This window comes from Roseobacter cerffii (assembly GCF_054226325.1).
This window is the reverse complement of record NZ_CM135757.1, coordinates 2,949,170-2,966,090: the sequence shown is the minus strand read 5'-3', so window position 1 is coordinate 2,966,090 and position 16,921 is coordinate 2,949,170. Positions and strand designations below refer to the sequence as shown.

13 protein-coding genes are annotated in these 16,921 nt (G+C 63.8%); 8 read left to right on the top strand and 5 right to left on the bottom strand.

Going from position 1 to position 16,921, the window contains the following annotated elements; genetic code table 11:
• Window positions 1-53: 53 nt before the first annotated feature.
• From ACVC7O_RS14400 to rarD, 5 genes are all read left to right on the top strand, one after another.
• Complete coding sequence (locus tag ACVC7O_RS14400) at window positions 54-3,068, top strand: sarcosine oxidase subunit alpha family protein (RefSeq protein ID WP_458322807.1); 3,015 nt, start codon at window positions 54-56, stop codon at window positions 3,066-3,068.
• Window positions 3,061-3,630: a sarcosine oxidase subunit gamma gene (locus ACVC7O_RS14395; RefSeq protein WP_458322806.1), complete on the top strand. Its 570-nt coding sequence runs from the start codon at window positions 3,061-3,063 to the stop codon at window positions 3,628-3,630. Before ACVC7O_RS14400 ends, ACVC7O_RS14395 begins: the two co-directional genes overlap by 8 nt.
• 208 nt (window positions 3,631-3,838) lie before the next feature.
• Window positions 3,839-4,249 (top strand): hypothetical protein, encoded by a 411-nt coding sequence (locus ACVC7O_RS14390; RefSeq protein ID WP_458322805.1) that lies wholly within the window; start codon window positions 3,839-3,841, stop codon window positions 4,247-4,249.
• Window positions 4,250-4,398: 149 nt separating this feature from the next.
• On the top strand, window positions 4,399-4,998 hold the full coding sequence (locus tag ACVC7O_RS14385; protein WP_458322804.1) for a superoxide dismutase: 600 nt from the start codon (window positions 4,399-4,401) through the stop codon (window positions 4,996-4,998).
• A gap of 101 nt (window positions 4,999-5,099) precedes the next feature.
• Window positions 5,100-6,020, top strand: a complete 921-nt coding sequence (gene rarD / locus ACVC7O_RS14380) for an EamA family transporter RarD (RefSeq protein ID WP_458322803.1) — start codon at window positions 5,100-5,102, stop codon at window positions 6,018-6,020.
• Here the strand turns inward: rarD and ACVC7O_RS14375 are convergent.
• Window positions 5,960-6,511, bottom strand: coding sequence for an LOG family protein (locus ACVC7O_RS14375; protein WP_458322802.1), 552 nt, complete (start codon window positions 6,509-6,511; stop codon window positions 5,960-5,962). The two genes, rarD and ACVC7O_RS14375, sit on opposite strands and share 61 nt — an antisense overlap.
• A 135-nt stretch (window positions 6,512-6,646) precedes the next feature.
• Between ACVC7O_RS14375 and ACVC7O_RS14370 the strand changes: the two genes are divergently transcribed.
• Together ACVC7O_RS14370 and ACVC7O_RS14365 are read left to right on the top strand one after the other, a co-directional pair.
• Window positions 6,647-8,065 (top strand): LysM peptidoglycan-binding domain-containing protein, encoded by a 1,419-nt coding sequence (locus ACVC7O_RS14370; RefSeq protein WP_458322801.1) that lies wholly within the window; start codon window positions 6,647-6,649, stop codon window positions 8,063-8,065.
• Between the two features lie 88 nt (window positions 8,066-8,153).
• Complete coding sequence (locus tag ACVC7O_RS14365) at window positions 8,154-9,995, top strand: ABCB family ABC transporter ATP-binding protein/permease (protein WP_458322800.1); 1,842 nt, start codon at window positions 8,154-8,156, stop codon at window positions 9,993-9,995.
• A gap of 18 nt (window positions 9,996-10,013) precedes the next feature.
• Here the strand turns inward: ACVC7O_RS14365 and ACVC7O_RS14360 are convergent, their stop codons facing one another.
• The 4 genes from ACVC7O_RS14360 to ACVC7O_RS14345 form a co-directional block, all read right to left on the bottom strand.
• Window positions 10,014-10,304 (bottom strand): hypothetical protein, encoded by a 291-nt coding sequence (locus tag ACVC7O_RS14360; RefSeq protein WP_458322799.1) that lies wholly within the window; start codon window positions 10,302-10,304, stop codon window positions 10,014-10,016.
• 96 nt (window positions 10,305-10,400) lie between these two features.
• Window positions 10,401-10,856 (bottom strand): DUF302 domain-containing protein, encoded by a 456-nt coding sequence (locus ACVC7O_RS14355; protein WP_458322798.1) that lies wholly within the window; start codon window positions 10,854-10,856, stop codon window positions 10,401-10,403.
• Window positions 10,857-10,937: 81 nt separating this feature from the next.
• Window positions 10,938-14,750, bottom strand: coding sequence for an efflux RND transporter permease subunit (locus ACVC7O_RS14350; protein WP_458322797.1), 3,813 nt, complete (start codon window positions 14,748-14,750; stop codon window positions 10,938-10,940).
• A complete protein-coding gene (locus ACVC7O_RS14345; protein WP_458322796.1) occupies window positions 14,747-16,018 on the bottom strand; it encodes an efflux RND transporter periplasmic adaptor subunit in 1,272 nt (423 codons plus the stop codon). Before ACVC7O_RS14345 ends, ACVC7O_RS14350 begins: the two co-directional genes overlap by 4 nt.
• Before the next feature lie 218 nt (window positions 16,019-16,236).
• Here ACVC7O_RS14345 and ACVC7O_RS14340 point away from each other — a divergent pair, with 218 nt between their 5' ends.
• Window positions 16,237-16,914 carry a hypothetical protein gene (locus ACVC7O_RS14340; protein WP_458322795.1) on the top strand — a complete coding sequence of 226 codons (678 nt, stop codon included), beginning with the start codon at window positions 16,237-16,239 and terminating at the stop codon, window positions 16,912-16,914.
• Window positions 16,915-16,921 lie beyond the last annotated feature (7 nt).

Below are 16,921 nucleotides of genomic sequence, written 5' to 3'. Positions count from 1 at the left end.
CCTTCTGAAAATACTCAAATCCCGACACTGACCAACCTGCGGACCTCTCGATCATGAGCACACGTCTGGCCACCGGCGGCCGCCTTCTGAACAAGGGCAAGCCGCTGCAATTCACCTTCAACGGCAAACGCCTGCGCGGTTTTGAAGGCGACACGCTGGCCTCGGCCTTGTTGGCCAATGACCAGATGCTGGTGGGCCGCTCGTTCAAATATCACCGCCCACGCGGGATCGTCGCCTCGGGCGCCGAAGAACCCAATGGGCTGGTGAATCTCGGGGAAGAGGGCACGTTTGAGCCCAATCAACGCGTCACCACGACGGAACTCTTCGAGGGGCTCGCCGCGGAAAGCCAGAACCACTGGCCGAGCCTCGAGTTCGACGTGGGCGCGATCAACACCAAGCTCAGCCGGTTCCTGCCCGCGGGGTTCTACTACAAGATGTTCATCCATCCGCGGCCCCTGTGGAAGCATGTCTATGAGCCCTTCATCCGGCAATCTGCCGGGCTGGGACGTGCGCCGAAAGCGCGGGACGCGGACACCTACGAGCACTTCCATTTCTTCTGCGATGTCATGGTGATCGGCGGCGGTGTTGCAGGCTTGCAGGCGGCAAAAGCCGCTGCCGACATGGGTGCCAAGGTGCTGTTGGTGGAACAGTCGGCGCATTGGGGCGGACGGGCGCCCGTGGATGGCGGCACCGTCGACGGCAAGCCTGTGGAAAACTTCGTGGACGAAACTGTTTCCGCGCTCGAAGCGATGCCCAATGTCACCCTGCGCAAGCGCCTCATGGGCGCAGGGGTCTATGACCACGGCTATGTGCTCGGCTATGAGCAATTGCGCGATCACGCGCCCGAAAACCCTGGGCCACGGCACCGGCTCTGGCGCATTCGGGCGGGGCATATCGTGACCGCGACCGGTGCGATCGAACGGCCTTTGTCCTTTGCGGGCAATGACATCCCGGGCGTCATGTTGGCCTCCGCCATGCGCGATTACCTGGTGAATTACGGCGTCTCGACAGGCGACCGGACGGTGGTCGTGACCAACAATGATGACGCTTACCTAACGGCATTTGCCCTTGTAAACGCGGGTCTGCGCGTGCCTGTGATCCTCGACGCGCGGGTGCTGGCGGAGGACAGCCCGGCGATGGCCGAGGCCAAGGCGCTGGGCATCCGGGTCATGATGGGCCATGGCATCGCCAAGGTGCAGGGCGGCAAGCGTGTGACCGGTGTGGGCATCTGTTCCCAGGCGGGGGAAGGCGCGGTGCTGGAAGAGGTCGCCTGTGACGCGGTGGCGATGTCCGGCGGCTGGTCGCCGGTGGTGCACCTGTGGTCGCACTGCGGCGGAAAGCTGGTCTGGGACGAGGCGCAGGCGCATTTCCGCCCGGATGTGGACAAAGCGCCGACCGGGGCGACAGGCGCGCCCTTCGTAAGTGCGGCGGGGGCCGCGCTTGGCGCGCTGAAGCTGGGCCCGGTTCTGGAAAGCGCGGATCAGGCGGGCAAGAACGCGGCGAAGGCCCTGGGCTTCAAAGCCAAGCGATCAAAATGCCCCGTGGGCGAGACCGCCGACGAGGCACCGATGCAGCCCGTCTGGCTGATGCCGCAGGGTGCGGGGGCGGCGTTGCGCAGTAAGGCGTGGCTGGACTATCAGAACGACGTGAAGGTCTCCGACGTGCAACTGGCTGCGCAAGAGGGTTTTGAGAGCGTCGAACACGCCAAGCGCTATACCACGCTGGGCATGGCCACGGATCAGGGAAAGTTGAGTAATATCAACGGCCTGGCCACGCTGGCCGGTGCCTTGGACAGCTCGATCCCGCAGGTGGGCACCACCACCTTCCGCCCGCCTTACACGCCCATTTCCATGGGGTCGATCGCGGGCGAGGCGCGGGGCGAGGTGTTCCAGCCCGTTCGCCGCACGCCGATGCACGACTGGCACGATGCGCATGGCGCCGAGTGGGAGCCGGTGGGGCATTGGCGCCGGCCTTATGCCTATGTGCGCGATGGCGAGAACACCCATGATGCGGTGATGCGCGAGACGAAGAACACGCGGGAAAACCTCGGGCTGCTTGACGCCTCGACGCTCGGCAAGCTGATCGTGAAGGGACCGGATGCGGGCAAGTTTCTCGACATGCTCTACACCAACATGATGAGCACGCTGAAGCCGGGCAAATGCCGCTATGGGCTGATGTGTTCGGAGAACGGGTTCCTGATCGATGATGGCGTGGTGGCGCGGATCGACGAGGACACCTTCCTCTGCCACACCACCACCGGCGGGGCAGAGCGCATTCACCAGCATATGGAAGAATGGCTGCAGACCGAGTGGTGGCACTGGCAGGTCTATGTGGCCAATGTGACCGAACAATATGCGCAGGTCGCTGTTGTCGGCCCGAACGCGCGCGCCGCACTGGAGAAGCTCGGCGGCATGGATGTCTCGAAAGAGGCTCTTGGGTTCATGGAGTGGGCCGATGGTGCGCTCGGGGGCTTCAAGGTGCGGGTCTATCGCATCTCGTTCTCGGGCGAGCTCAGCTATGAGATTGCGGTCGATGCCGGGCAGGGCCAGGCCTTCTGGGATGCGCTGATGGTTGTGGGCCACGATCTGGGCGTGATGCCCTATGGCACGGAGGCGCTGCACATTCTGCGGGCCGAGAAGGGCTTCATCATGATCGGGGATGAGACCGATGGCACGGTGATCCCCCAGGATCTGGGCCTCGACTGGGCGATCTCGAAGAAGAAGGACGATTATCTTGGCAAGCGCGCGCAGGCGCGTGCGCATATGACGGACCCGGAGCGCTGGAAGCTCGTGGGGCTCGAGACGCTCTCGGGGGCCGCGTTGCCCGATGGGGCCTATGCGGTGGGTGAGGGCGAGAACGCCAACGGCCAGCGCAATGTGATCGGGCGGGTCACGTCGAGCTATCATTCGCCCAACCTTGGCAAGGGCATCGCGATGGGGTTGGTGCTGCACGGGCCCGACCGCATGGGTGAGGTGCTGGAGTTTCCGGGCACCGAGGGTGCGATCTATAGGGCGCGGATCGTGGACCCGGTGTTTTACGACAAGGACGGGGAGAAGGCGGATGTTTGAACCGGTGACAGCACTTGGCGGCGCGGTGTCCGAGGGCGGGATCGCGCAGGTGGCCGAAGCGCCGCTGCAAGGGATGATCACGCTGCGGGGCGATCTGTCATCCGCCGCGGTGAAGAAGGCTGCCAAGGCCGCCGTCGGATTGGCCGTGCCCGGGCCGGGCACTGCCGAGATCGACGACGAGGCGGGGCTGTGCTGGATGAGCCCGGACGAATTGCTCGTACTCTGCCCCTATGCGGAGGTCGCAGGCACGCTCGGCAGCCTGCACCAGGCGCTGGCCAAGACCCATGCGCTGGCGGTCAACGTCTCGGACGCGCGGGCGTCGTTCACGGTGAGCGGGCCGCATACGCGCGAGGTGCTGGCCAAGCTCTGCCCGGTCGATCTCGCGCCGGATCAGTTCACCCCCGGCATGTTCCGCCGCACCCGCATGGCGCAGGTGCCCGCCGCCTTCTGGATGCGCGATGACCAGAGTTTCCGGATCGTCTGTTTCCGATCTCAGGCTCAATACGTCTTTGACCTGCTGACTGTTGCCGCGCAGCCTGGATCTGAAGTATTTTGTTATTGAAAACCCGCCGCTTAAGCTTGACCTGATGGCGGTCTGCCCTGATCCTTGACACTGTGTCCGGGCCGTTTTCGACCGCCCGACACGTGTGTTTGTGATGAAGGCCGAGGCCTTCTGAACTCTAATTTTATGCACGGGCTGGAGCAGATGCGTCCGGGACATTGGGGAAGTTCAACAGGCCAGCCGGAGTGCGGTTACGATCGGGGTTAGTATGTTTCGCAGAACAGTTTTCACGGTATTTTTTGCAGTTGCGGCCACCGCCTCATCGGCGCAGGGCGTGCTTTATGATTGCGATCTGACGCAGCTCAAGCGCGGTGGCGGATGGATCTCGGAAAAGATCGGTATCGTTCTGGATGGGAGCGGGCGCGCGCGTGTCAGCGATGCGCTGATCCTCTCGGTCCACTCCGTGCCCATCGATGGTGAGATCTTGCGCAACAATGACCGCAAGCTGGTGGTGACCTGGACCCTGCGGGGGATCACAAACGGATCGAACCAGTACACACCCTATTTCGACTATCACGCGACCGTCCGGAAGAACGGGGCGATCTCGGTCTATGCGCGGCCCGATGGGTATCACAACCGGTTCTCGGGCACGGGCACTTGCAAGATGCGCCAGAGCTGAGGGCTGGGTTCAGGCGGTGCAGTCGGACAGGTGGGGTGGTCAATGAAAACCGCATCAAAGGAACTTTTTGGACCCGTTAACACTTGATCTCGGGAGCGGCTGCGCTTCATGTGCAGTGTACCCAATTCAAATGACAAAGGGGGCCCAAAATGGCTTTTTCACTTCCCGATCTTCCGTATGCGCATGATGCCCTGGCATCCAAGGGTATGTCGAAGGAGACGCTGGAGTATCACCACGATCTGCACCACAACGCCTATGTGACCAACGGGAACAAGGCGATCGAGGGCACCGAGTGGGAGGGCAAATCCCTCGAAGAGATCATCACGGGCACCTATGACGCCGCTGCGGTGGCACAGAACGGCATCTTCAACAACATCAGCCAGCTGTGGAACCACAACCAGTTCTGGGAGATGATGGGCCCGGGCGACAGCGCGATGCCGGGTGAGCTGGAAAAGGCGATCACCGAAAGCTTTGGCTCGGTCGACAGCTTCAAGGATGAGTTCAAGGCCGCGGGTGCGGGTCAGTTCGGATCGGGCTGGGCGTGGCTGGTCAAGGACAGCGACGGCAGCCTGAAGGTGACCAAGACCGAGAACGGGGTGAACCCCTTGTGTTTCGGTCAGACAGCCCTGCTGGGCTGTGATGTCTGGGAGCATTCATACTACATCGATTTCCGCAACAAGCGGCCGGACTACCTCACGAACTTCCTCGACAATCTGGTCAACTGGGAAAACGTCGCCTCCCGTATGTGAGCTGCGCCATAAGAATTCAGAGGGCCTCGCCATCCGGCGGGGCCTTTTTGCTTGTGGTGGGGGGTGTTTGCGCGCACATCTTTCATCGAAGGAGAGCTGTGATGCTGAGCGAACCGGCCAAGGGCGTTCTCGCGATGATCGCGACCTGCACGATCTGGGGTCTCTCGTCGCTTTACTACAAGCTGCTCTCTGATCTGCCCTCCATGGAGGTCCTCTCGCATCGGATGATTTGGTCTCTCGTGTTTTTCGGCGCAGCGCTCGCAGTTCAGCGCCGGTTGAGCGAGGTCTTTCAGGCGATGAATACGGGCCGGGCCTTCTTGCGGGTCGTGCTGGCCGCGGTGATGATCGGCGCCAACTGGTGGCTTTTCATCTGGGCGATCCAGATCGGGCAAGTCACACAGAGCTCGCTCGGCTACTACATCTTTCCGCTGGTTGCTGTCGTGATGGGGCGGTTGGTCTTTGGCGAGCACCTGACGCGGACGCAGTGGTTGGCGGTGGCACTTGCGACCACGGCGGTCGCGCTTCTGACCTTCGGCCTTGGGCAAGCGCCTTGGATCGCCCTGATACTGGCGGGCACCTTTGGCATTTATGGCGTGCTGAAAAAGCAACTCGCGGTTGGGCCGGTGGTCTCGGTTACGACCGAAGCGTTGATCCTGTCACCGATTGCTATCGTGATTTTGTTGCAAAGCTATCACAATGGCGGGACCGTTCTGGGTGGCGACTGGACGATCTTTCTGCTGCTGGTCTTCTCGGGGCCGATGACAGCGCTGCCCCTGATCCTCTTTTCATATGCCGCGCGGCGGCTGGCGATGACGACCGTGGGGTTGCTGCAATATCTCAACCCCACGCTGCAGTTTGCCTGCGCCGTCTTTGTCTTTGCCGAACCGTTCGGTGGCTGGCATCTGGTGGCCTTTGGTCTGATCTGGACGGCTCTGGCGCTCTATTCCGGGGTGGCTCTGCGTCAGGACAGGGCGCGGCGCAGGGCCGCGCGCGCGGCGCCCGTGTCGGGCACCACGGTGTAGAAGTCGTGCAGGCTGACATCGGCAAAGCCCCGGTCCGTCACATGGTGCAGAAGTGACATTAACGGGTCCCAATAGTCATTTGTATTCACGAGAAAAACAGGCTTCTGATGCAGGCCGAGCTGGCGCCATGTGAGCACCTCGAAGAGCTCGTCAAGTGAGCCCGCACCGCCCGGCAGCACGACCACCGCATCGCAGTTCATGAACATCACTTTCTTGCGCTCGTGCATGGTTTCGGTGACCACATAGGAGGTCAGATCGGTCTTGCCGACCTCCCAGGCCACGAGGTGTTCAGGGATCACGCCGAAAGTCTCGCCGCCTGCGGTTTGCGCGGCCCGGGCCACGGCGCCCATCAGCCCCACATCACCCGCGCCATAGACCAGCCGCCAGCCTTCTTCGGCGAGCGCCACCCCCAGAGCTTCGGCGTCGGCAAGGTAGGCGGGGTCGGTGCCTGGGCGTGAGCCACAGTAGACACAAATGGATTTCAGGCGCATTGATGGGTCCTTGCCTTTGAAATGAATAGCAAAAGTGATCGTCGGGGTTTTGACCGGTGATAGAGCAGTTGATATGTAGGCTCAACGCCCGTCCCGCAGTGCGGCACGGCGAGACGTCTGAAAGAAGAGAAGATCATGCGCGAAGAGGGGGCCGACACCAAAACGGGTGGAACAGGACTATGGCTGGCTGGGGTCGTGGTCGTTGGTGTGCTGGTCGCAGGCGTCTATATCACGCTCAATCGAAATGCGGGCCCGAGCCCGGAGGAGTTGGCCGCTGTCGTCGCGCCGGATACCGCGGCGCCCGCTGCCACTGATGCGGAGACTGAGACGGCTGAGCCCGTGAGCGAGGCGGCGCCGTCCGAAGAGGATGTGAGCGTCGCCGAGACGCCGGAGGCCGCGCCCCAGATTGCCCCTACGGTGGATGAGGTTCGGCTCGAAGGGGATGGGCTGACGGTGATTGCGGGCCGCGCGGAGCCCGGGGCGCAGGTCTCGGTGCGCGTGGATGGCGAAGAGGTGGCCACGGCGGTGGCCGATGCGCGCGGCGCCTTTGCGGCCGTTGGCGTGGTTGCGCCCAGCGATGCCGCGCGGGTGCTGACGCTTGAGGCGCAGGGCACGGGCGATGCAGTGGCCTCGAATGAGGATGTGATCCTCGCGCCGGTTGCGCCACAGGTGGCCGAGGCTGTGCAGACTGACGCGGGCGCAGCCGAGGCTGCTGACGCAGAGACAGCTGCGTCGGAGGAGGCGCCTGCGCCGACCACTGAAAGCAATGTCGCGGAGGTGGCGACAGTCACGGACGCGCCGGATCGCGGCGATGAGACCGCCGCTGTGGCGCCAGCGGAGAAGGCCGCCCCGGCGGAGCAGGACACGGTGGCTGCGCTTGCACCGGAGACCGCGGCGGAGAGCCCCGATCCGGGATCTGTCCCGCAAGACGAGGCCGCAGGCACCGCAGAGCCCGCCGGGGATCTCGCGCTAGGTGCTCAGAGCGATCCCGCCGCGCCCGAGGAGGCGCAGGCCGAGCAGTCTGTCACAGTGCTGAAATCCACTGCCGAGGGGGTCGAGGTGCTGCAACCACCGGCGCCTGAGGCGATGACCTCCGTGGCCATCGATACCATCGGCTACTCCGACGCAGGTGACGTGCAGCTGTCGGGCCGCGCGGTTCTGGGCACCTCGGAGGTGCGGGTCTATCTCAACAACCGCTTCTCGGCGGCGCTGCCTGTCGACAACGAGGGGGGCTGGCGCGGCAACCTGCCGGAAGTGGATGCAGGCATCTACCAGTTGCGCGTTGACGAGGTGAACGCGGCGGGCGACGTGACCAGCCGCATCGAGACCCCGTTCAAGCGCGAGGCGCCTGCGGTGCTGGCCGAAGCGGATGACCAAGGCGAGGGTCCGGTGCGTGCGATAACGGTGCAGACCGGCGACACCCTCTGGGCCATCGCGCGCGACCGCTATGGCGAGGGCGTGCTTTACGTGAAGGTGTTCGAGGCCAATCGCGGTGACATCCGCGACCCCGACCTGATCTACCCCGGCCAGGTCTTCGATCTGCCCGTCGAATAGCGGCGCGGGCGGGGAATAATCTGCGGCATGACTGGCAAAAGGGGGGCGGGTGCCTTAGGTAACCCGTTGAACGCACGCGGGATCCTTCATGCCAGCTGATACGACGACCACTCCGGAGGCGGATGCCACGGGGGTCACGCCCAAAACCGACGCCGAAGAACGCCAGTCCGGTCTGCGCACCATCCGGAAGGTCGCGCCCTACCTGTGGCCCGAGGACCCCGCGTGGGTGCGGCGCCGCGTCGTTGGGGCGATGGCGTTCCTGCTGCTGTCGAAGCTGATCTCGGTCGCGACGCCGTTTTTCTACAAGGGTGCGGTGGACGCGCTGGCCGAGGAAGGCGTGCCGATGCTGGCGCTCGGCGCTGTCGGGTTGACCGTGGCTTACGGGATGGCGCGGCTGATGACCGTGGGGTTTCAGCAACTGCGCGATGTGGTCTTCTCGCGCGTGGGACAGCGGGCGCTGCGGATGCTGGCGCTGGAGACTTTCAACCACATTCATCGCCTGTCGATGCGCTATCACATCACGCGCAAGACCGGGGGCCTCAGCCGGATCATAGAGCGCGGGGTCAAGGGCGTCGACTTCCTGTTGCGGTTTTTGCTCTTCTCCATCGGGCCTTTGATGCTGGAGCTTCTGCTTGTTGGCATCATCCTCGCGGTGGTGTTCGACATCTGGTATCTGGTCGTGGTGGCGGGGACCATCGCGCTTTATGTCTGGTTCACCTTCGCGGTGACCGAATGGCGCGTGAAGCTGCGGCGCGAGATGAACGACCAGGACACCGATGCCAACCAGAAAGCCATCGACAGCCTGCTGAATTTCGAGACCGTGAAGTATTTCGGGGCCGAGGCGCGCGAGGCGCGGCGCTATGACAGCGCCATGGAGAAATACGAACGCGCGGCGATCAAGACAAACTACAGCCTCGCATTTCTGAACTTTGGCCAGTCGCTGCTGATCACCGCGGGGCTGGTCGGTGTGATGGTGATGGCGGCGATCGGGGTGCAGAATGGTGCGCTCACCGTAGGCGACTTTGTCATGGTCAACGCTTACATGATCCAGATCACCATCCCGCTGAACTTCCTCGGCACGGTTTATCGCGAGATCCGGCAGGCGCTGGTGGATATGGGCGAGATGTTCGACCTGCTGGAGCAACCCGCGGAGGTTACCGATGCGCCGGGTGCGCGCGATCTGGTGGTGGACGGCGGGCGGATCGAGCTTGATGACGTGCGCTTTGGCTATGACAGCGACCGGATGATCCTCAAGGGTGTGAGCGTGATCGCGGAGCCCGGCGAGATGGTGGCGATTGTCGGCTCCACCGGGTCGGGGAAATCGACCATCGGGCGGCTGCTCTTTCGGTTCTATGACGTAAACACGGGCGCGCTGCGCATTGATGGGCAGGATGTGCGCGAGGTGACGCAGGAGAGCCTGCACGCGGCCATTGGCGTGGTGCCGCAAGACACGGTGCTCTTTAACGACACAGTCCGGTACAACATCGGCTATGGCCGCGACGGGGCCACACAGGATGAGATCGAAGCCGCGGCCAAGGCGGCGCAGATCCACGATTTCATCGCGCAGCTGCCCGATGGTTACGACACCACGGTGGGCGAGCGCGGGCTGAAGCTGTCAGGCGGGGAAAAGCAGCGCGTGGGCATTGCGCGCACGCTGCTGAAGGACCCGCCGATCCTGTTGCTTGATGAAGCGACCTCGGCGCTCGACTCCGAGACCGAGCAGGAGATCAAGGAGGCGCTGATGCAGGCGGGGCGGGGCCGGACCGTGCTGACCATCGCGCACCGGCTTTCGACCATTGCCGAGGCGGACCGGATCATCGTGCTGGAGCAGGGGGAGGTGATCGAGCAGGGCCGGCATGAGGACCTGCTCGACCAAGGCGGGCGCTATGCGCAGCTCTGGACGCGGCAACAGTCGGACGAGGCCGCCTGACACCCGCAGCGCGTGGGCCTAGTAGCGGCGCCGGAAGATGAACTCGTCATATTCCTCGATCAGCCCCCGGGCCGCGCGCTCGCAATCGTCGGGGCTGTCGGGAATGCAGGTGCGGCTGAGCCCCCGATAGACGACGCTGGTCTGCTCGTAGTCGCCCTGGGGCCCTTCGATCAGGCGGGTGCGCACCTCGTAACGTTCGCCCGCGAAGAACCCGTCCTCCAGCGTCGCTGGGGTACGCGTCTCGGTGGCGACCGAGGCGCAGGCCGTCAGCACGACGAGGGACACGGGCGCGATGAATTTCAAACTCATAAACAAACTCCTTCGATCAACAGATATCAGACCTGTCACGACTGGATTACGCGTCAACCCGGGGAGATATTCACCCCGGGTCGGGTCACGTATTCGTTACTCCGCGGTCGTGGCCGCAGTGGTCAGCTTGTCGAGCGCGCCGGTCATCATCTGCACGTATTTTGCATCGGCGGGCAGGCCATGGGTGGCCGCGAGGCTGGCCGGATCGTGATATGCGACATGTACCGTGCCGCTCTCGTCTTCATAGGCCAGCACGCGCAGCGGCAGGTCGAGCCCGGCGGTTTGACCATCGAGCATCGCCGGTGTGCCCAGCTTGGGGTTGCCGAACATCAGCATCTGGGTCGGGCGCAGGTCCATTTCGACATTCGCCGCTCCGGCGGCGTGATCGACGCGGGCAAAGACGGTGGCCCCCGCGGCCTCGACCGCGGCCTCGAGCCGGTCAATGGTGTCGCCAACCGAATGCGGGCTGGTCTTTTCGATCAGGTCGGCGGCGACGGCGGAGGCGGCGGTGCTCAGGCCAGCAAGGCCTGCAAAAGCAAGTGTTCGGATCATCGGTTTTTCCCTGAATACAATAAGGTATCCGAAGAGTAGCACGGATCGCGGCGATGTCCTGTCACGCCCGCGTGAGAGCCGCTATTCAGCGGCTTTCAGCGTAGCGGCACGATCCGGGCTGGTGGAGGCCAGTGTCGCGTCTTCCCAGAGGATTTCGCCCGATACCACGCGATGCGCGTCTTTCTGGAGCGCCCAGTCACGGGCGGCGCGGCTGGCGCGGCCCATGGACATCTTCGCCAGCAGCGTTGCGATCCACTGCACGTAAGTCGTGGCCCAGACCCGGATGGCGAGCATCGAGGGGGTGATCACCAATGTGAGCACGGTTGCGATGCCGAGGCCAAAGACGACCGCCGTGGCCAGCTGCTTCCACCAGAGGGCGGTGGGGCTGTTGAAGGTATAGCCGCCGTCGGCGAAGTTCAGGCTGAGCCCGATCATCATCGGTGCAAGGCCTGCCATGGTGGTGATTGTGGTCAGCAGCACGGGTCGGATGCGCGCCTGCGCGGTGCGGATGATCGCCTCGATCCGTGGCATGTACTGGCTGTATTCTTGGTAGGTGTCGATCAGGATGATGTTGTTGTTCACCACAATGCCTGCAAGCGCGACGATCCCCGTGCCTGTCATGATGATTGAGAAGGTCTGATCCATCACCAGCATCCCGATCAGCACGCCGGTGGTCGAGAGCACCACGGCGAGCAGCACGAGGATGGCGTTGTAGAAGCTGTTGAACTGCGCCAGCAGGATGATGAACATCAGACCCAAGGCCGCGGCAAAGGCCGAGGAGAGGAAGGCCTGGCTTTCCTCTTGCTCTTCCTGATCGCCGGTCCATTCGAAGCTGACGCCGGTGGGCAGCGGATTGGTGTCGAGCCACTCCGTCAGAAGGCCGATGCGTTCGTTGGCGTTGATCGGGATGAGGCGCAGGCTGCCCGCGTCGATCCCCGCCTGCAGGTCGCGCTCTGCAGGCGCCATGCGGTTGGTGATCTTGTAGGCGGTCTGGTCCGGCGACATGAGATCGGAGGCGGCTCCGGCGGGGCGTAGCACGGCGAGGGTTTCGTCCACATCGACACCGTCGACCCGGCGGGTCTCGACCAGCTTCATTAACCCGGCGCCGACATCGGCCTTCACATCGAAATAGCGTTTCTGTTCGATCCGGTTGATCTCGTCCAGTTTCGGCACCGGCGTGCGGGTGATGAAGTTCGACAGGGGAACCAGCCCGTCAGCGGTGCGCACTTTCAGCGTGTCGAGGGTCGAGAGCACGCGGTCCTGCTCGGGCAGGCGCACGCGGATGTCGATTTCCTCGTCGGAGCTGTCCACGCGCATGGTGTCGAGCATCAGCCCGCGGGTCACGAGCTGCACCATCGCACCGACCGTGGCCACATCGGCGCCGTAACGCCCGGCTTTCTCGACATCCACGTCGATCTGCCAGTCGATGCCGGGCAATGGGCGGCTGTCTTCGATCAGGGTGAGACCCGGTGTGCGCTCGAACTCGGTGCGGGCGAGGGCTGCCGCCTCGGTCAGCACCTCGAAGTCATCGGCCTTGAGGCGCAGGTGCACCGGTTTGCCGGACGCGGGGCCATCGGCCACTTCGAGCACTTCGGTCTTGATGCCGGGCAGGGTGGAGAGCTGTTCGGTCAGCTCTGCAATCACGATGTTGCCATCGAGGTCGAGCCGACCGGCACGGTCCTCCCATGGGATGGTCTCGAACTGAATTTGCCCGATCAGATCTTTCGGCGTCGAGCCGCCTGAGGTGTCGGTGTTCAGCCCGCCCGCACCTGCAAAGGAGAAAGCGTTGCTGATGCCCGGATGGGCCAGCACGATCTCTTCGGCCTGGCGTACGAGCTCGTCTTTCTCCTCGAGAGAGAGGTTGCCGCGGGCGAGCACGTAGACGACGCCTTGCTCCGGCTCCGATTCAACGAAGAATTCCACCCCGCGGCTGTTGTTGGTGAAATACATCAGGATGCTGCCAACAAAAATGAAGACCGCGCCCGCCATGACCAGCGGCATCACAGGGTTGCCCGCGATGCCTTCGATCACACGTCCGAAAGGCGAGCGGCGATAGCCGGCGTTGATCCTGTCGGGCTCCGGGCGGAAGAACCGGCTCACGAGCCAGCGACCGAAGCGGCCAAGTCGGGTGAGCAGCGCGAAGGTCGAGACCAACAGGAGCAGGAACCCGCCAAGGGCCACGAAAAGGCAAGCCGTTGCGGCGAGCAGCAGCAGGAACACGAAGAAGAGGGTCGGGATCACCGACGACAGGATCTGCAGGCTGTCCATTGCCCCAAATTGCGTGGCGACGACCGCGAAGATGGGGCTCATCAGCCCCGCGACGCTGACCATCAGGACCCCGATCGGGAAGAGCGCGAGGTGCAGATACCAGCGCAGACCGGCGATGGCGGTCATGTAATCGGCCATCCAGCGCTCCAGCCGTCCGGTCACACCGCCCATCACGGGCAGGTAGATCAGTGCGACGACCAGTGAGGCGGAGAGCACGAAAATCAGCGTGACGGGCAACATGCCCATGAACTCGCCCGGAACGCCGGGCCAGAAGAGCATCGGCAGGAAGGCGCAAAGCGTCGTGGCGGTGGAGGAGATGATCGGCCAGAACATGCGCTTGGCCGCCTCGACATAGGCGCGCATCGGGCCTTCGCCCTCCTGCTGGCGCTTGTCGGCGTATTCGACGACCACGATGGCGCCATCGACCAGCATCCCCACGGCGAGGATCAGCCCGAACATCACGATGTTCGAGATCGAGATGCCCATGAGTGCCAGGAAAGCAAAGCACAGCAGGAAGGAGGTGGGGATCGCAAAGCCCACCAGGAGGGCAGCCCGGATGCCCAGGGCGGCGAGCACGACGATCATCACCAGCGCAATCGCCGTGAAGACCGAGCCTTGCAGCTGTTGCACCATGCCATTCACGATGCGCGACTGGTCATTCGAGGTGCCGACTTCGACGGCGGCCTGCAGACCTTCGGGCCACTGTGCCTTTTTCTCGTTCACGATCTCTTTCACCAGATCGGCCGTGTCGATCAGGTTGAAGCCTTTCCGTTTGACCACCTGCAGCGCGACGGTGTTTTCACCGTTGAAGCGGGCGGTGCCTTCGCGGTCCTCAAACGTCGGGTTGATGTCGGCCAGATCGCCCAAGGTCACGACCCGGTCGCCATTGGTCTTGACCGGCAAATCGTAGATGTCCTGTGGCTCATCGAAGGACGAGGGGATCTTCACGGCGAATGCGCCTTGTGCCGTGTCCACCTCACCCGCGGCGATGAGCTGGTTGTTGTTGCGCACGGTGTCGATGAGCTCGCCCGCTGTCACGTTGTAGGCTTCGAGCCGCAGCGGGTCGATCAGCACCTCGATCATCTCGTCGCGGCTGCCGGCGATTCCCGCTTCCAGCACCGCGTCCACCGCTTCAAGATCGTCTTGCAAGTCCTTGGCAATGCGAATCATTGTGCGCTCGGGCACGGGGCCCGTGAGATTCACGATAATGATCGGGAATTCGGAGAAGTTGATCTCGTTAATGGTGTATTGCTCGGCCCCATCGGGGAAATCGGCTTCGGCCTTGCCCATGGCGTCGCGCACATCCGCGAGCACCTTGGTCTTGTCCCAGCCAAACTCGAACTCCAGCGCCACCCCGGCGTAGCCTTCGGCGGCGGTGGCCGACATCTTGTCCAGCCCATCGAGATCGGCCAGCTCGGTCTCCATCGGTTTGACCAGCAGCGTTTCACTGTCCGCCGCCGAGATGCCGGGGAAGGGTACGGAGACGAAGAGCGCGGGGATTTCAATGTCCGGCTCGCCCTCTTTCGGTAGCACGGAGTAGGCATAGCCGCCCACCACGAGGCTGAGCAGAATGAACGCGATCACCATCCGCGCACGGCTGGCGGCCCAATCGACGATGCCGGTCATTGGCTGAGCTCCCGATAGGTCGGGGCGACTTTCACGCCCGCGATGACGAATTCCTGCCCCAGAACGATCACGTTCGCGGTGTCGTCCAGACCGGTGAGCCAGACGCCCTCCGGCGTATCGCGCATGAGCGAAACGGGGTGAAATTCAACGATGTCCGCCTCGTCGATGGTCCGCACACCCAGCGTGCCCTCGTCATTCAGCGTCAGCGCGGATTGCGGCAGCAGATGCGCTGTGGCGCCTTCGGCAGAGATCAGGATTTCCGCCGTCTGGCCGTCGCGGATCAGATTATCGCCGTTGGGCACTTCGATCTCCACGCGGAAAGTGCGGGTGGTCTCATCGGCGGAGTTGGACAGGAAGGTCACGGGGCCCTGCACCTCTTTGCCGCGTGCGGAGGTGTTTCCCGCCAGCACGCCGCTGCCCCGGACCAGCCGGGCGGAGGCCGTGGCGCCAAACTCGACACGCCCGACTTCGGTTTCCGGAACGAAGGCCACGAGTTTGATCGGGTCGAGCTGGATGATAGTGGCGCAGAGCGAGCCCGCCTGCAACAGCGAGCCGAGCTCGGCGGTGTCGCTCTCCAGCACCCCGTCGAAGGGGGCGCGGATGATCAGCCGTTCGATTTCTTTTTCGGCCGTTGCCACGCTGGCCTGAGCGCTTTGGATGCCTGATTGCGCGCCTTGCAGGCCCGCGCGGGCGCTTTCGACACCCGCTTCGGCGGTGGCGAGCGCCGCTTCGGTGTTGGCGACGCGAGTGGTGGAAGCGAAGCCGCCCTCGCTGAGCTTGGAGGAGGCGTTGAGGTTGATCCTGGCCTCTTCCAGCTGTGCCAGAGATTGGGCCAGCCGGGCCTCGGATTCGGGCACGCGGGCGCGGGCCTCGTCGAGCTGGGCGCGGGCCTGGGCAAGCGCGGTGCCCCGGGTGCCTTCGTCAAGGCGGCACATCTCCTGTCCGGCGGTCACGCGCGCGCCTTTGCGCAGCGGCTCGGAGACCACGACCGCGGAGGTTTCGGCGCGCACATCGACGGTGCGCGCAGCCTCGGTCTGGCCGCGCAGGGCCACGGCGGTGTCGATCTGCCGCGCGGTGGAGCGCAGTACGACGACCTTGACCAACGATGTCACCTCGTCTTCGACACCTTCAGGCGTCTCGGCGGCCTCTTCAGTCTCCTCAGCGCTGGTGTCACCGCCGAAGATTGCCATCAACCGTGGCCGATCAAGAATGAAAAGAGCCAGCAAACCCGCGACGATCAATGCCGCTAAAACAGAAAAAATACGCATGTCGACCGCCTCGAAATGGACCCTTGGGAGGCCACGCTGGCGACAATGTGCCGGGACGTGGCGCGCGTTCCATACGACAGTTACGCTAAACTGACCAGTTCAGATTAGTAATTTCTTCGAGTTAAGGCAATGGTCGCCTCTGTCATGGGCTTTGGCGGGTCTTGGCTTGCCTGCGCGGCCACGGTATGAGGGGCGAGATTTGACGTCAGCAGGTGCCCATGAGCGACACAGACAGTTTTATCGACGAGGTCAATGAAGAGGTTCGGCGCGACCGGCTGTATGGCTATTTGCGGCGGTACGGCTGGATCGGTGTCCTGCTGGTGGTTCTGATCGTCGGTGGCGCCGCCTGGACCGAGTACCGCAAGGCGCAGGTGCGCAGCGAGGCACAGGCCCTCGGTGACGGCATGCTGGCGGCCTTGAGCGCGACCGATCCGCAGGATCGTGCCGGAGCGCTGTCTGGCTTGAGCGCGGATGATCCCACGGCACAGGCGCTGGTCGCGATGTTGCAGGCGTCTTCAGCCCAGGAAGCGGGGGATGTGGAGACCGCCGTCACCGCGCTCAATGCGGTTGCCGTCAACCCGGAGGTGGCCCCGATATATCGCCAGATCGCGAGCTTCAAGGCGCTCACCTTGCAGGCCGATACGCTGGACGCCGATACCCGGCGTCAGCAGTTCGAGGCGCTGGCGGCCCCGGGCGCGCCGCTGCGCTTGCTGGCGCTCGAACAGCTTGCGCTGATCGATGTGGCCGCAGGCGAGACCCAGGCCGCGATTGACCAGTACCAGAGCATCCTGCAGGACGCTGCCGTGACCTCGGACTTGCAACAGCGTGCCTTACAGGTGATTGTGGCGCTGGGAGGCGCACCCGATCTGGAAAACCTGCCGAACACGGGAAACTGACCCCCGG